General features: G+C 51.9%; 14 protein-coding genes, 1 tRNA gene and 2 pseudogenes. 8 read left to right on the top strand and 9 right to left on the bottom strand.

The features are described 5' to 3' along the window. Positions 1-49: 49 nt before the first annotated feature. Positions 50-937, bottom strand: coding sequence for a triphosphoribosyl-dephospho-CoA synthase CitG (gene citG / locus EFER_RS15740; RefSeq protein ID WP_000287498.1), 888 nt, complete (start codon positions 935-937; stop codon positions 50-52). Positions 938-1,257: 320 nt separating this feature from the next. Between citG and EFER_RS15735 the strand changes: the two genes are divergently transcribed. Then, positions 1,258-1,992 (top strand): L,D-transpeptidase family protein, encoded by a 735-nt coding sequence (locus tag EFER_RS15735; protein ID WP_000489498.1) that lies wholly within the window; start codon positions 1,258-1,260, stop codon positions 1,990-1,992. On the opposite strand, the gene EFER_RS15730 is transcribed toward EFER_RS15735, so the two are convergent. From EFER_RS15730 to ubiU, 3 genes are all read right to left on the bottom strand, one after another. Further along, entirely contained in the window at positions 1,970-2,977 is a 1,008-nt protein-coding gene (locus EFER_RS15730) for a luciferase-like monooxygenase (RefSeq protein ID WP_000130380.1), read from the bottom strand. The two genes, EFER_RS15735 and EFER_RS15730, sit on opposite strands and share 23 nt — an antisense overlap. 80 nt (positions 2,978-3,057) lie before the next feature. Further along, positions 3,058-3,936, bottom strand: coding sequence for a U32 family peptidase (locus tag EFER_RS15725; protein WP_001296442.1), 879 nt, complete (start codon positions 3,934-3,936; stop codon positions 3,058-3,060). An 8-nt stretch (positions 3,937-3,944) separates the two neighbouring features. Continuing rightward, the gene (gene ubiU, locus EFER_RS15720; protein WP_000421305.1) at positions 3,945-4,940 is read right to left on the bottom strand and encodes a ubiquinone anaerobic biosynthesis protein UbiU; all 996 of its coding nucleotides are present in this window, start codon (positions 4,938-4,940) and stop codon (positions 3,945-3,947) included. 208 nt (positions 4,941-5,148) lie between these two features. On the opposite strand from ubiU, the gene ubiT reads away from it, so the two are divergent. Together ubiT and EFER_RS15710 are read left to right on the top strand one after the other, a co-directional pair. Beyond that, the gene (ubiT, locus tag EFER_RS15715; RefSeq protein ID WP_001295552.1) at positions 5,149-5,673 is read left to right on the top strand and encodes a ubiquinone anaerobic biosynthesis accessory factor UbiT; all 525 of its coding nucleotides are present in this window, start codon (positions 5,149-5,151) and stop codon (positions 5,671-5,673) included. Then, positions 5,667-6,170: a GNAT family N-acetyltransferase gene (locus EFER_RS15710; RefSeq protein ID WP_000908554.1), complete on the top strand. Its 504-nt coding sequence runs from the start codon at positions 5,667-5,669 to the stop codon at positions 6,168-6,170. The genes ubiT and EFER_RS15710 overlap by 7 nt, the downstream gene beginning before the upstream one ends. Here the strand turns inward: EFER_RS15710 and yhbQ are convergent. Then, positions 6,157-6,459: a DNA damage response exodeoxyribonuclease YhbQ gene (yhbQ, locus tag EFER_RS15705; protein ID WP_000189323.1), complete on the bottom strand. Its 303-nt coding sequence runs from the start codon at positions 6,457-6,459 to the stop codon at positions 6,157-6,159. The genes EFER_RS15710 and yhbQ overlap by 14 nt on opposite strands. Before the next feature lie 50 nt (positions 6,460-6,509). Between yhbQ and EFER_RS15700 the strand changes: the two genes are divergently transcribed. Further along, positions 6,510-6,953 (top strand): YhbP family protein, encoded by a 444-nt coding sequence (locus tag EFER_RS15700; protein WP_000449444.1) that lies wholly within the window; start codon positions 6,510-6,512, stop codon positions 6,951-6,953. Here the strand turns inward: EFER_RS15700 and yhbO are convergent. Next, the gene (gene yhbO, locus EFER_RS15695; RefSeq protein ID WP_000037614.1) at positions 6,933-7,451 is read right to left on the bottom strand and encodes a protein/nucleic acid deglycase; all 519 of its coding nucleotides are present in this window, start codon (positions 7,449-7,451) and stop codon (positions 6,933-6,935) included. The two genes, EFER_RS15700 and yhbO, sit on opposite strands and share 21 nt — an antisense overlap. A 127-nt stretch (positions 7,452-7,578) precedes the next feature. Between yhbO and EFER_RS15690 the strand changes: the two genes are divergently transcribed. Both EFER_RS15690 and EFER_RS15685 read left to right on the top strand, forming a co-directional pair. Continuing rightward, positions 7,579-8,214, top strand: coding sequence for an NAD(P)H-binding protein (locus EFER_RS15690; protein ID WP_002431333.1), 636 nt, complete (start codon positions 7,579-7,581; stop codon positions 8,212-8,214). A 72-nt stretch (positions 8,215-8,286) separates the two neighbouring features. Then, positions 8,287-9,327 (top strand): permease, encoded by a 1,041-nt coding sequence (locus EFER_RS15685; RefSeq protein ID WP_000147641.1) that lies wholly within the window; start codon positions 8,287-8,289, stop codon positions 9,325-9,327. Between the two features lie 106 nt (positions 9,328-9,433). On the opposite strand, the gene EFER_RS15680 is transcribed toward EFER_RS15685, so the two are convergent. Continuing rightward, positions 9,434-10,936 (bottom strand): helicase HerA-like C-terminal domain-containing protein, encoded by a 1,503-nt coding sequence (locus EFER_RS15680; RefSeq protein ID WP_015953757.1) that lies wholly within the window; start codon positions 10,934-10,936, stop codon positions 9,434-9,436. 129 nt (positions 10,937-11,065) lie between these two features. Next, complete coding sequence (ahr, locus tag EFER_RS15675; protein WP_015953755.1) at positions 11,066-12,085, bottom strand: NADPH-dependent aldehyde reductase Ahr; 1,020 nt, start codon at positions 12,083-12,085, stop codon at positions 11,066-11,068. Between the two features lie 195 nt (positions 12,086-12,280). Here ahr and EFER_RS15670 point away from each other — a divergent pair. Together EFER_RS15670 and EFER_RS15665 are read left to right on the top strand one after the other, a co-directional pair. Further along, positions 12,281-12,365: transfer RNA gene (locus EFER_RS15670), tRNA-Leu, on the top strand. Between the two features lie 200 nt (positions 12,366-12,565). After that, positions 12,566-13,834: pseudogene (locus EFER_RS15665) on the top strand (tyrosine-type recombinase/integrase). A gap of 105 nt (positions 13,835-13,939) precedes the next feature. Here EFER_RS15665 and EFER_RS24625 read toward each other — a convergent pair. After that, positions 13,940-14,112, bottom strand: a pseudogene (locus EFER_RS24625) (McrC family protein); the annotation flags it as partial. Between the last annotated feature and the right edge of the window lie 21 nt (positions 14,113-14,133).

The raw sequence follows: 14,133 nt of genomic DNA, 5'->3' as shown, positions 1-14,133 counted from the left end.
GAGATTAGAATGGTTAAGCCGTAGGTAAATAATGTATAGAGATAAATACTCATATATTTTCCTGTATTAAGTGTTTATCACCCTGGCATAGAAAATACATAGCCAAAGTTAGCGCCAGTAAATCGGCACAACCGCCGGGGCTTATCCAGTTATCCACACACCATTGGTTAAAGTCAGTCAGTTTCTTGCCGATATCCGGTTGTAACATGCCGCCCTGATCAACAAGTCGTTGCGCCCTGGACTGCATTTCTCTCAGTGCCTTTTGTCCACCACGTGACAAAACAGTGGTATCTTCACAACAAGCCATCAACGCCAGCAGAGTATGAATAAGCGACTCGCGCCAACTCAGTTGATGCGCTAATGCCTGATGTAAAGCCGGAAGAGCAATGTTGCATACCAGAGGAAAACCGTGTTCTGCCTCACCACGAATTCCGGTAATGCCAAACTCAGAATAGAGTTTTTCGCCTTGCGTTTTAGCTGCCCGTTGATTGAGTTGAGCAAAATCATTGCGACAGAGATTTTGGCAAAGCGTGCTGATGTTCTGACTTAAGGCGCAATAAGTCAGAGGCTGCTTTTGGGCAGAAAGCCAACCAGCGACAGCGGCAAGAAGAGCAGAAGAAAATAAAATGCCACGCTGGGTATTAATTTGCTGCGTAGCGTTAAGCAATTTATTTTCATACTGAATACCAATTTTCCTGATAACGGGAAATAATTCTGTTAATTCACCGTTATGGTTTTCGCCTGCTATAGCACAAAGGGTAAAACAGGGGGCAATGGTAGATGAACTGGTAATAAATAACCAAATATCCATATCAGTATGCGCACCCTGAGAAAGGGGAGTGACCAGTCCTGGTTTAGGCCAGGCGCAAACCTCCATTAATATAGCTTTTAACAGGCACTCACCGATCCATTGTGCATTACTGTCAGTGGAATACATGGCTATTTCCTTTGCTTGTGTATACTAAAAAATTAATAACACGAGCAAAAAGTAGCATTGAAGAAATCACAGAACAATTACGCTCCGGGTAACGTAATTACCCTAAGCGTAATAAACAAGGCTAAAGTCACGAATTCAGGCGAGATAGATCACATTTCGTTATTAGAAAAAAACGAAATTGCGGCATGGGAAAACCACTGATCTTTTGCCTGACGTAAAACAGCAGGTACATCATTAGCCTGCAAACTATCAGCGACAGACGTAAAACGTCTCTCTATAATGGCGAAAAATAGCCCACCTCTGGCGCAGGATGCGTGAAAATGTTTCGTAATGGATTGTTGTATATACTGTTGTTTGCAGTTGTTATCGCATTGGGTGTTCACTTTTTCTGGCCTGTCCCGAACGAAAAAAGCGTTTTTCTGCCGCTCGAAAAACCCGTCTCACATTCTCCGGTTGTGCAACCTTCAAAGGTGATTCACCCCGGCGACCAGCTATTTATCCGCATTCTTAAAGCGGAAGATAAGCTGGAACTGTGGGCAAGCGCCAATAACAAGCCTTACGAACTCTACAAAACCTGGACTATATGCGCGTGGTCTGGTGGCTTAGGGCCAAAGCACAAACAGGGGGATGGTAAAAGCCCGGAAGGTTTTTATGCCACCAACAAAGGGTTACTTAACCCAAACAGCCGCTATCATCTGGCATTTAATATTGGTTACCCGAATGCTTACGATCGGGCAAACGGCTATACCGGTGATTTCATAATGGTTCACGGGAATTGTGTTTCGGCGGGCTGCTATGCCATGACCGATGCTGGTATTGAAGAGATTTATCAACGGGTGGCTCAGGCGCTAAAGAGCGGGCAGAAGAGCGTGCCGGTGCATATCTTCCCGTTTGCGATGAACGACGAAAATATGCGCCAGGCGCAGGCATGGCCGGAATATAATTTCTGGCTTATGTTGAAGCCCGGCTATGATTACTTCGAAAAAAATCGCCGATTGCCAATCATTTCTGTTGAAAACCGGCGTTATAAAATTACCCCAGTAACTCTTCCTTAACATCCATCGCCAGCTCAAACGAATGCAGGCGCGCCTGGTGATCGAAAATCTGCCCGTTAACCATAATCTCATCCGCGTCGGTTTCGCGCAGGATCGACTGCAAGCCATGGCGCACTTTCGCTTTATCACCCACCAGCGACATACTCAGCGCCTGTTGCACGCCATACTGCTCAGACGGTGACCAGAACTGATCCATATTTTGAATCGGTGGCGGCAGTTGCCCGGTTTCACCGCGGCGCAGCTTCACAAAGGCTTGCTGCATCGAGGTAAACAGGAATTCGGCGTCGCGGTTGCTGTCGGCGGCGATAATATTGATGCACACCATCGCATACGGTTTCTCCAACCGTGCCGACGGTTTGAAGTTGCTGCGATAAAGATGCAGCGCCTGGAACAACATATCCGGCGCGAAGTGTGAGGCAAACGCAAACGGCAGACCAAGCTGCGCCGCCAGTTGCGCGCTGTAAAGGCTGGAGCCTAACAACCACACGGGGATTTTCTCGCCATAGCCCGGTACTGGGCGCACATGCGGATTGGGATCGCGGGCGTCAAACCAGTCCACCAGTTCCGCGACATCGCGGGGGAAATTATCAATATCGCCGCTCATATGGCGACGTAGTGCCATCATTGTCCGTTGGTCACTACCTGGCGCACGACCCAGCCCCAAATCGATTCGCCCCGGATAGAGCGTATTGAGCGTACCGAACTGTTCGGCAATCACCAACGGTGAGTGGTTTGGTAACATCACGCCGCCAGACCCCAGATGCAGCGTGGTGGTATTTGCCGCCAGATAGCCAATCAATACTGATGTTGCAGCACTGGCAATGCCGGTCATATTGTGGTGTTCCGCCAGCCAGTAGCGATGATAGCCGCGCTTTTCAGCCAGACGGGCGAGGTCGAGAGAGTGGGAGAACGCTTCTCGCGCTGAAGAACCTTCGGGGATGGGGGCCAGATCGAGTAGCGAAAACGCAATGGTTTTATCAGTCATAACAGCTCACTTTGTTACCGATTAATCTTTAATACTGCATTAAAGGGTAGTTAAAGTTGTTAACAAAGTGAGCTATTTGCTTAGGCTTGCAGTTCCAGCCCAGCCAGCCGTCTCCAGTAGCCGTTACAGTCGCTGTTTGCCGTCAACGGGAGTGGTGCAGCACCATTTTCATTAGCGCGGAAGGCGTCGAGCATAGCGAAAGTGTCAGTACCCTGCGGTGACAGGCGGACCACATCAACCAGCCCCTGCATGGATGCCAGCTCGTTACCGAGGTTGTACACGTAGCCGCTCATGGTCTGAATGCCATTGAGCACAAACACTTGTTGGTTTTCCTGCGACAGCACGTTGCGCCCGTTCGGATACTTAATGCAGCAGGTTTCACACTCATCTTTCGGGCGGTCTTCCGAACGCGCGGTAAAGCAGCGGGCGGAGTAGGCCAGCGGCAGATGACCGTAGCTCAAGACTTCCACTTCAAACTGGTTGCGAATGCCCAGCTCATCGCACTGATTAAGCAGATTCACCAGCCAGTCGCGGGAAAGCTCCACCGGCATACACCAGCGCATCATGCCCTGTTTGAGCAATATTTTCAGCGTCACCGCGTTGTAGCAGTTCAGCGCGTGTCCGGCGACGAACGGCAGTTTGCGCTCAGCGCACATATTCACCACGCCGAGATCGCTGGCTTCAATCAGAAACTCACCGTTCTCAACATAGCGTTTCAGTTCGCCCAGTTCGGAGGATGCCTGCACCAGCGCCAGCGTGGAGAGCACAATCTGCTTGCCACTTCCGGCGAGCGATTTTGCCATCTCCAGCCAGTCGCCAACTTTGGTTGCCCGGCGTTTGCTACAGACCGCTTCACCGAGATAAATCACGTCGGCGCTGCTGGCGGCGGCCTGCTGATAAAAATCTTCCAGCGTCTCTTTTGGCCAGTACCACAGCACCGGCCCTAAGGAATATTTCATTACTTTTCTCACTGCCATTTACGGTGATACGCGCCAAGAGTGGTTTGCGTGCCTTCGGACATCGACCCGAGCGTCTCCATCCACGCGCTTTGCGGCACGAAGTTTTGCGGATCGGCCTTACAACGGTCGATAGCCTGACGCCAGACTTTCGCTACCTGGCTGACATACGCAGGGCTACGCTGGCGGCCTTCAATTTTCACCGAAGCGATATTCGCTGCCATTAACTCCGGCAGTAGCTCAAGGGTATTGAGACTGGTTGGTTCTTCCAGCGCATGATAGCGCTCGCCGTCCACCAGATAACGCCCTTTACACAGCGTCGGATAACCTGCGTTTTCGCCGTCCTGATAACGGTCGATCAGCACTTCGTTCAGGCGGGATTCCAGCCCCTGCGGCGTTTGCTGCCAGCGCACGAAACGGGCCGGAGAACATGCCCCCACGGTGTTGGGCGACTCACCCGTCAGATACGACGACAGATAGCAACGACCTTCCGACATAATGCATAGGCTGCCGAAAGCAAAGACTTCCAGTGGTACAGGTGTGACCCGTGCCAGCTGTTTCACCTGATGAATCGACAACACGCGCGGCAGCACCACGCGGGCAACGTCAAAATGGCGATGATAAAAGTTAATCGCCTCTTCATTGGTCGCCGAAGCCTGCACTGATACGTGGCGTTCAATATGCGGGTATCGCTCGGCGGCGTATTCCAGCATGGCGAGGTCGGCGAGGATCAGCGCGTCGGCACCCAGCTGCGCCGCCATATCCACGGCGCGCTGCCAGCGGGCGTAACCGTCCGGATGCGCAAAAGTGTTAATCGCGATGTGAAGTTTGCGGCGATGTTGATGGACAAAACTCACCGCTTCCTGCAATTTTTTCTCGGTAAAGTTAAGGCCGGCGAAGTGACGGGCATTGGTATCATCTTTTAGCCCGATATAAACAGCATCTGCGCCGTTTTCGATGGCCGCCTTAAGCGCCGGGAGATTTCCGGCAGGGCAGAGCAGCTCCATAATTTTTCCTGAAGGGTGCGCTATCAAAGCGCAAAAATGTTAACGAACTGGGATTTTAGTTAACCTTGCTGCGACAATTTTTGATTTAAGGCAGTTAAAGTTGTATTGGTGGTAGCAGCAATTTCATATGGAATTGTTGATTTATACCGCTATGTTATTTTTCTGATATGGCAAAATAGGATGATTGTTGAAACAGGGAGTAAAACTCGTGTTGGATAAACTGCGTTCCCGTATTGTGCATTTGGGGCCATCTCTGTTGAGTGTACCGGTAAAACTGACGCCATTTGCCCTAAAACGCCAGGTTCTTGAGCAGGTCTTAAGCTGGCAATTCCGTCAGGCGCTGGATGATGGCGAGCTGGAGTTTCTTGAAGGCCGCTGGTTAAGTATTCATGTGCGTGATATTGACCTGCAATGGTTTACCTCGGTGGTGAATGGCAAACTGGTCGTTAGCCAGAACGCGCAAGCTGATGTGAGTTTTAGTGCCGACGCCAGCGATCTGCTGATGATTGCGGCGCGTAAACAGGATCCGGATACGCTCTTCTTCCAGCGTCGGCTGGTGATTGAAGGCGATACGGAGCTGGGGCTGTATGTGAAAAACCTGATGGACGCCATTGAACTGGAGCAAATGCCGAAAGCCTTACGTATGATGCTGCTGCAACTGGCGGATTTTGTTGAGGCGGGAATGAAAACCGCGCCTGAAACCAAACAGACATCGGTAGGTGAACCATGCTAATTCGAGTAGAAATTCCCATTGATGCGCCGGGTATTGATGCCCTGCTGCGTCGTTCATTCGAAAGTGATGCGGAAGCGAAGCTGGTTCACGATCTGCGTGAAGATGGCTTTCTGACGCTGGGGCTGGTGGCGACAGATGACGAAGGTCAGGTCATTGGCTACGTGGCATTCAGTCCGGTAGATGTGCAAGGCGAAGACCTGCAATGGGTCGGCATGGCTCCGCTGGCGGTAGATGAAAAATACCGTGGACAGGGGCTGGCACGCCAACTGGTTTATGAAGGACTCGATTCGCTTAATGAGTTCGGCTATGCCGCAGTGGTGACGCTGGGCGATCCGGCGCTGTACAGTCGTTTCGGCTTTGAACTGGCGGCACATCACGATCTGCGTTGCCGCTGGCCGGGCACTGAAAGCGCCTTCCAGGTACATCGTTTAGCGGATGATGCGCTGAATGGCGTAACCGGTTTGGTTGAGTATCACGAACACTTCAATCGCTTTTAATCTCCGGGGTTTGCAGGCTGCTTATCAGCTCTGCAAACCCTGAGCCTTCCGCTACCAGACGTTCTTTTTGCCGTTTGGTCAGTTGTTTAACGCGATATTCCGCCCGTAGTGCCAGCGAACGGTCGCCCACTGGCGCGGAAAATGCCAGCGTCAGTTCACCTTTCCCACGCAGTGCTTTTGCGCCTTTGCCGCTTTGATGTTGCTGATAGCGGCGTTCGACATCCGTGGTGATCCCGGTATAAAGCTTATTGTCGGCGGTACGGATCAAGTAAAGAAACCAGGGTGTCATCGTCTGCGTCGCATGTTAAGGTCAGGCCCACAGTATAAAAGAGAACAGCAATGGAAACACTCACCGCCATCAGCCGTTGGCTGGCAAAACAACATGTTGTCACCTTGTGTGTGCAGCAGGAAGGGGAACTGTGGTGCGCCAATGCCTTTTATCTTTTTGATGCGCAGAAAGTTGCCTTCTACATTTTGACGGAGGAAAAAACGCGTCACGCGCAGATGAGTGGGCCGCAGGCGGCAGTTGCCGGAACGGTAAACGGTCAGCCGAAAACGGTAGCATTAATTCGCGGCGTGCAGTTTAAAGGTGAGATCCGCAGACTGGAAGGTGAGGAAAGCGACCTCGCACGCAAGGCGTATAATCGCCGCTTTCCGGTTGCCAGAATGCTGTCGGCCCCGGTGTGGGAAATCCGGCTCGATGAAATCAAATTCACTGACAACACGCTGGGCTTTGGTAAAAAAATGATTTGGCTACGTAGCTCAGGCACCGAGCAGGCGTAACGCCTCGCGGTTAAACGCGGGCAAATCGTCCGGTGTCCGACTGGTAACCAGCTGATCTTTATCGACCACGACTTCCTGATCGTAAAATTCCGCACCCGCGTTTTTAACATCAATCACAATCGGTTTAACCGCGGTCAGTTTGCGTCCCCGAATCACATCGGCGCTGATCAGCAGCTGCGGGCCGTGGCAAATGGCAAACACCGGTTTGCCGCTATTCACAAAATCACGGGTAAAGGTGACAAAACGGTTGTCGCCACGCAGATAATCTGGTGAATGACCGCCTGGTAGCAGCAGGGCATCAAATTCTGCTGGCGTCACTTCATCGATGGATTTATCGATAGTCACGCTGGCTTCTCCTTTTTTGCCTTTCACCGTTTTACCCGCTTGTTTTTCAATGGTAATCACTTCGTGTCCGGCTTTACGGAACTCGTCTGCGGGTGAAGTAAATTCTGAATCCTCAAATTCATCAGTGATTAAAACGGCAATCTTCTTACTCATGTTTCCTCCGCGTTGTTGCATTGGATGAGGCGAATTTCTCACGATCGGGGATAATTACCTCGTAGACTATTAAGCCTGGTGCATGAGCCGGGGAGCGCAAGGCAGACAATTCTGTAAAGGAGCGAAGATGAGTCAGGTACTGATTACAGGCGCAACGGGGCTGGTGGGTGGTCACCTGCTGCGGATGTTGATTAATGAACCGAAAGTTAACGCCATAGCCGCGCCGACGCGACGCCCGTTGGGCGATATGCCTGGGGTGTTTAATCCCCATGACCCGCAACTGACCGACGCACTGGCGCAGGTCACCGATCCCATCGACATTGTGTTTTGTTGTCTCGGCACCACGCGGCGGGAAGCGGGGAGCAAAGAGGCGTTTATTCATGCCGATTACACGCTGGTGGTGGACACCGCATTAACCGGGAGGCGACTGGGTGCTCAGCATATGCTGGTAGTCAGTGCTATGGGTGCCAACCCCCACTCGCCGTTTTTCTATAACCGCGTCAAAGGGGAGATGGAAGAAGCATTAATCGCCCAGAACTGGCCGAAATTGACCATTGCCCGTCCGTCGATGTTGCTGGGCGATCGCAGCAAGCAGCGGATGAACGAAACGCTTTTTGCGCCGCTATTCCGTTTACTGCCTGGAAACTGGAAATCCATTGATGCGCGAGACGTGGCGCGGGTCATGCTGACAGAAGCGATGCGGCCTGAGCATGAAGGCGTGACTATTTTAAGCTCTTCAGAATTACGCAAAAGAGCTGAATAATTATTCCCAAGAATTGATAGTGAGCGTAATATTCACGCGCTTAATTATCATAACTTATTCCTGGGGAATGCTATGACTGGTCAGTCTTCATCTCAGGCGGCAACGCCCATTCAGTGGTGGAAACCCGCGCTTTTCTTTCTCGTTGTCATTGCCGGACTTTGGTATGTGAAATGGCAACCTTACTACGGTAAAGCCTTTACTGCCGCCGAAACTCACAGTATCGGTAAATCTATCCTTGCGCAGGCGGATGCTAATCCGTGGCAAGCTGCGTGGGACTACGCGATGGTCTATTTCCTCGCGGTATGGAAAGCGGCGGTGCTGGGGGTGATCCTCGGGTCGTTGATTCAGGTGCTGATCCCTCGTGACTGGCTGCTACGCACGCTGGGGCAATCGCGCTTTCGCGGGACGCTGCTGGGGACGCTGTTTTCGCTGCCGGGTATGATGTGTACCTGCTGTGCGGCACCGGTCGCGGCGGGGATGCGTCGCCAACAGGTATCGATGGGGGGCGCGCTGGCATTCTGGATGGGGAATCCGTTGTTAAACCCGGCGACGCTGGTATTCATGGGATTTGTCCTTGGCTGGGGCTTTGCCGCGATTCGTCTGGTGGCGGGGCTGGTGATGGTGTTGTTGATTGCGACACTGGTGCAAAAATGGGTACGTGAGACACCGCAAACGCAGGCGCCAGTCGAAATTGACATGCCGGAAGTGCAGGGCGGATTCTTTAGCCGCTGGGGTAGGGCGCTATGGACGCTTTTCTGGAGTACGATCCCGGTATATATCCTTGCCGTACTGGCGTTGGGTGCCGCTCGCGTCTGGTTATTCCCCCATGCCGATGGTGCTGTCGATAACAGCCTGATGTGGGTGGTGGCGATGGCGGTAGCGGGATGCTTGTTTGTCATTCCCACGGCAGCAGAAATTCCGATTGTACAAACGATGATGCTGACAGGTATGGGAACCGCTCCGGCGCTGGCATTGTTAATGACGCTTCCTGCTGTAAGTTTGCCGTCGCTGATAATGTTGCGTAAAGCGTTCCCGGCGAAAGCCTTATGGCTGACGGGTGCGATGGTGGCGGTGTCTGGTGTGATTGTCGGTAGTCTGGCGCTGTTGTTCTAAATATAGCGGATGCGGCGCGAGCGGGCGCCTTATCCGGCCCACGGTTGTGTCGTTGTAGACCTGATGCGACAAACGTCGCATCAGGCAAAGGCAAACTGCACAAAACTTACCGCCTTCTCCCCCCCAGCAAACTCCCCAACATCCCACGCACAATCTGATTCGTCACCTGGCGGGCGGCGCTTTTCGCCATTGTTTGTACCACGCCGTCGCGTTTACCGCCGCGCGGCCCGGTGCTGCCAAACAAAATATCCTTCAATCCACCAAGAATGCCGTCATCCACCGCGACCTCTTTCCCTTTCGTGGGGGGATTATTTTGCTGCTCGGTACTGGCCTGCACACCTTTTTGCAGCATCTCATAGGCGGACTCGCGGTCCACCTCATCTTCATATTTGCCATACACCGGGGAGTGATTAATCAGGCCATTACGCTCATCTTCCGTCACTGGCCCCATTCGTGAACAGGGGGCAATCACCATCGCCCGTTCCACCACTGAAGGACTTCCTTTCGCATCGAGAAACGAGATTAACGCCTCGCCGGTCCCCAGTTCCTGAATCGCCTTTTCGGTATCAAACGCCGGATTGGCCCGCATGGTTTGCGCCGCAGCTTTTACCGCTTTCTGATCTTTGGGCGTAAAAGCCCGCAAAGCATGTTGAACGCGATTACCTAGCTGGCCGAGCACATTATCCGGGATATCCGACGGGTTTTGCGAAACGAACCAGACGCCCACGCCTTTTGAGCGAATAAGCCTTATCACCTGCTCAATCTTATCCAGCAGTACCTGTGGCGCATCGTTAAACAGCAGATGTGCTTCGTCGAAGAAAAACACCAGTTTTGGTTTCTCCAGATCGCCCGCTTCCGGCAATTGTTCATACAACTCTGAAAGCATCCACAGCAGGCTGGCTGCATACAGTTTCGGCATCTGATAAAGCTTTTCGGCGCTGAGGATATTAATAACGCCTTTACCGTTGGCATCGGTGCGCATCCAGTCTTTGATATCCAACATCGGCTCGCCAAAAAAGTGTGCTGCGCCTTGTTGTTCCAGCGACAACAGCCCGCGCTGGATGGCACCAACCGATGCGCTACTGATATTACCGTACTGATTCTGGAAGGATTTGGCGTTATCGCCGATGTACTGGGTAATCGCCCGCAAATCTTTAAAGTCGAGCAGTAACAGCCCCTGATCATCAGCAATGCGGAAGATGATATCCAGCACGCCAGATTGCACATCGTTGAGATTCAACAGTCGCGCCAGCAACAGCGGCCCCAGGTCTGAAAGCGTCGCCCGCACCGGATGGCCTTTCTCACCAAAGATATCCCACACCACCACCGGATTAGCATGTGGTTGCCAGTCATTGACGCCGATATTTTTAAGCCTTGCGAGCAGTTTTTCCGAAGATGTACCTTCCTCCGCTACTCCCGTTAAATCACCTTTCACATCGGCCATAAACACCGGAACACCGATTTCCGACAATGACTCTGCCAGTTTTTGCAGCGTAACGGTTTTACCCGTCCCCGTTGCGCCAGTAATCAGCCCGTGACGGTTAGCCATTCCCGGCAGTAAAAACAGTTCTGTGTCCGGCGTACGGGCAATTAACAGGGGTTCGCTCATGAGATATCCTCCAGTTTCCTGCCTGGAGTATAGGCAACGGCTGCGCACTCTTCACCGCTAAATTCAGCAGATTGCGAGACGCCTTCCAAAGAGATTTAAAAGCCGGGCGACAGGCACCCGGCAAAGGGATCAGAAGTCGGCTTTCAGGACCACTCGGTAGCGCGCTTTACCATCGCGTACATGCTGAATGGCGTCGTTAATTTTCGACATTGGGAACAGTTCGGTGGTCGGCGCAACCTTGCTGCGGGCGGCAAAGCGCATCAGCTTACGCAACTCATAAGGCGTGCCGGTAGCAGAGCCAGAGACACTACGATCGCCCGCAATCAGCGTAAAGGCCGGAACCGGCAACGGCGTGAGAACCGCACCGACGGTGTGGAAATTACCGCCATACGTCAGCGCCTCAAAATAGGGCTGCCAGTCGAGGCTGACGTTCACGGTATTGATAATGAGATCGAACTGTCCCGCCAGTGCTTTCAGAGCCTGCGGATCGCGGCTATTCACCACTTTATCGGCACCCATCGCCAGCACTTCCTGCTCTTTCGCCGGATTAGAACTAAAGGCTGTCACCTCGCATCCCATTGCGTGCAGAAGTTTTATAGCGATATGCCCCAGCCCGCCAATACCAATTACCCCAACGCGGCTGGTGGCAGTGATATGGTGCATCAACAGTGGTTTAAAGACCGTGATACCGCCGCACAACAGCGGCCCGGCAGATTCGATATCAATATTTTCCGGCAGTGGGATTACCCATTGCCAGTCCGCACGCAACTTCTCAGCAAAGCCGCCGCGATTCATAATCGTCGGCACCGCGCCTTGCTCACAGTTGATCTGATTACCGCTAATACAGGCGTCGCAGTGACCACAGCTACGCGCCGTCCAGCCAATCCCGACACGCTGACCGACCTGCAAACCTTTATCCTGCGCGGCGATCCCGAGCGCCACCACGCGACCAATCACCTCATGCCCGGCAACCAGCGGATATTGTGAAAATCCCCATTCGTTGTCGATCATCGACAGATCGGAATGGCAGATCCCGCAGTAATCCACCTGCACTTCGACATCTTGTGGCTTCAGTTCACCGGGATCGTACTCATAAACTTCCAGTTCGCCGCCAGCCTCTTTTGCGGCATAGCTTTTTATCATCGACATATTTTTGTCCTTCTCTGGTGTTGTCTGGGAAGTGTAGAGCATGGCAGGGCGGGGTGCCTGGAGTGTGACAAAGGTTACACATCGCGGTATGTAATGCTGAAAATTTCAGCACTTAGCGAGGTGGGAGCAAGCTGGCGCTTGCATGGTGGCGCGTGACAGGTATAATCCACAACGTTTTCCGCATACCTCTTCAGTGCCGAAGTGGCGAAATCGGTAGACGCAGTTGATTCAAAATCAACCGTAGAAATACGTGCCGGTTCGAGTCCGGCCTTCGGCACCAAAAGTATGTAAATAGACCTCAATTGAGGTCTTTTTTTATGCCTGAAATCCGCGCTACACAAGGCTTTTCCAGCTTTTCTCCTCGACTGAAGCCAACCTGACTCAACCCACATCAACAGGCTTGTGAGTATACTAATGAGTATATTTGCCGATTCGATATTGCTTGTATACTCACGAGATACCAATGGAAGGAAGACCATTATGGCCCTAACGGATACTAAAGTTCGCTCTGCGAAACCAGAGGAGAAAGAGTATTCACTTGTTGACGGCGACGGTATGTCCTTACTTGTAAAACCTGGCGGGTCAAAGTATTGGCGATTTCGTTTCCGTTTTGGCGGTAAACAACATTTGATGGCGTTCGGTGTCTATCCTGAAATTTCTCTGGCGGATGCCAGGAAGAAAAGGGAAGAAGCCAGAAAGCTGGTAGCTGCTGCTATCGATCCTCGTGAGCATAAACGTGCTGCGAAAGAAGAGCAGGCGAAAGAGATTATTACTTTCGAGAAGGTTGCCAGAGAGTGGCTCGTAACCAACCAAAAATGGTCGGAAGATAATGCTAATCGTGTAAAAAAGAGCCTGGAGGACAATATCTTCCCGGCAATTGGTTCTCGCAATATTGCTGAACTGGGCACCCGCGATCTGTTAATTCCAATTAAAGCCGTGGAGAAATCCGGACGTCTTGAAGTGGCTTCCCGCCTTCAACAGCGCACCACGGCCATCATGCGTTATGCAGTGCAAAGCGGGTTAATTGATTACAATCCGGCGCAAGAGATGGCGGGGGCGGTTGCTTCCAGTAATCGACAGCATCGTCCGGCGCTGAAGTTAAAGCGTATCCCGGAATTACTCCAGAAAATAGATGACTACATCGGCAGGCCGCTAACCCGTTGGGCAACCGAACTCACTCTGCTTATCTTTATTCGATCCAGTGAGCTGCGTTTTGCTCGCTGGTCAGAGATCGATTTTGAAACGTCAATGTGGACCATCCCGCCTGAGCGAGAACCTATTCCCGGCGTGAAACATTCTCAGCGAGGTTCAAAGATGCGTACACCGCATCTGGTGCCGCTTTCAAAGTAAACTCTTGCAATTTTTAAGCAGATAAAACAGTTTTGCGGGTCGCATGAACTGTTATTTATTGGTGATCACGATTCGCTCAAGCCTATAAGTGAGAATACGGTAAACAGTGTGCCACGAGTGATGGGGTATACCACAAAAGTTGAGGTCTGCGATCATGGCTTTCGGACAATGGCCTGTAGTTCATTGATCGAAGCTGGTTTGTGGTCTCGTGATGCTGTTGAACGTCAGATGAGCCACATGGAACGCAATTTAGTGCGGGCCGCGTATATCCATAAAGCAGAACATCTGGAAGAACGGCGACTGATGCTACAGTGGTGGGCGGATTATCTGGATGTGAACAGAGAGAAAGGTATCAGTCCGTTTGAATATGCAAAGGTTAATAATCCGCTGAGAAGCTGACAGAACGCCATTCACATATGCTCTTCCCCAGTGGGGGAAGAGCACCTGCTTCAATAAATTTCTTTTTCATTCCGGCTGATGTCATCGGAATCATCAGATACCCCTTAAAGAGGCGCTTAGCATTCGGCGTAAAAGCTGACGCATAGGGACGATCTCAGCAGGAGCTTCAAGTGTGGTTCTAGGCAGAATTTCATTGACTCGCCATTCGGGGATTGTAGCTAACCGGCATAGCTTCCAAAACGCAAAAAACGCTTCCCTTCCCAGCAGAAAATTTGCGAGCATGATCTCAATTATTTCAC

The sequence above is a fragment of the Escherichia fergusonii ATCC 35469 genome, from assembly GCF_000026225.1.
GTDB lineage: Bacteria > Pseudomonadota > Gammaproteobacteria > Enterobacterales > Enterobacteriaceae > Escherichia > Escherichia fergusonii.
The sequence above is the reverse complement of the archived record's forward strand: the minus strand, read 5'-3'. Positions and strand labels throughout refer to the sequence as shown.

Bases quoted from the DNA above. Each gene is read 5' to 3' on its own strand.
- EFER_RS15690 (WP_002431333.1), top strand. From the start codon at position 7,579: ATGAGTCAGGTACTGATTACAGGCGCAACGGGGCTGGTGGGTGGTCAC.
- EFER_RS15700 (WP_000449444.1), top strand. From the start codon at position 6,510: ATGGAAACACTCACCGCCATCAGCCGTTGGCTGGCAAAACAACATGTT.
- EFER_RS15735 (WP_000489498.1), top strand. From the start codon at position 1,258: ATGTTTCGTAATGGATTGTTGTATATACTGTTGTTTGCAGTTGTTATC.
- EFER_RS15680 (WP_015953757.1), bottom strand. From the start codon at position 10,936: ATGAGCGAACCCCTGTTAATTGCCCGTACGCCGGACACAGAACTGTTT.
- yhbQ (WP_000189323.1), bottom strand. From the start codon at position 6,459: ATGACACCCTGGTTTCTTTACTTGATCCGTACCGCCGACAATAAGCTT.
- ahr (WP_015953755.1), bottom strand. From the start codon at position 12,085: ATGTCGATGATAAAAAGCTATGCCGCAAAAGAGGCTGGCGGCGAACTG.
- EFER_RS15730 (WP_000130380.1), bottom strand. From the start codon at position 2,977: ATGACTGATAAAACCATTGCGTTTTCGCTACTCGATCTGGCCCCCATC.
- ubiU (WP_000421305.1), bottom strand. From the start codon at position 4,940: ATGGAGCTGCTCTGCCCTGCCGGAAATCTCCCGGCGCTTAAGGCGGCC.
- EFER_RS15710 (WP_000908554.1), top strand. From the start codon at position 5,667: ATGCTAATTCGAGTAGAAATTCCCATTGATGCGCCGGGTATTGATGCC.
- yhbO (WP_000037614.1), bottom strand. From the start codon at position 7,451: ATGAGTAAGAAGATTGCCGTTTTAATCACTGATGAATTTGAGGATTCA.
- citG (WP_000287498.1), bottom strand. From the start codon at position 937: ATGTATTCCACTGACAGTAATGCACAATGGATCGGTGAGTGCCTGTTA.
- EFER_RS15725 (WP_001296442.1), bottom strand. From the start codon at position 3,936: ATGAAATATTCCTTAGGGCCGGTGCTGTGGTACTGGCCAAAAGAGACG.
- EFER_RS15685 (WP_000147641.1), top strand. From the start codon at position 8,287: ATGACTGGTCAGTCTTCATCTCAGGCGGCAACGCCCATTCAGTGGTGG.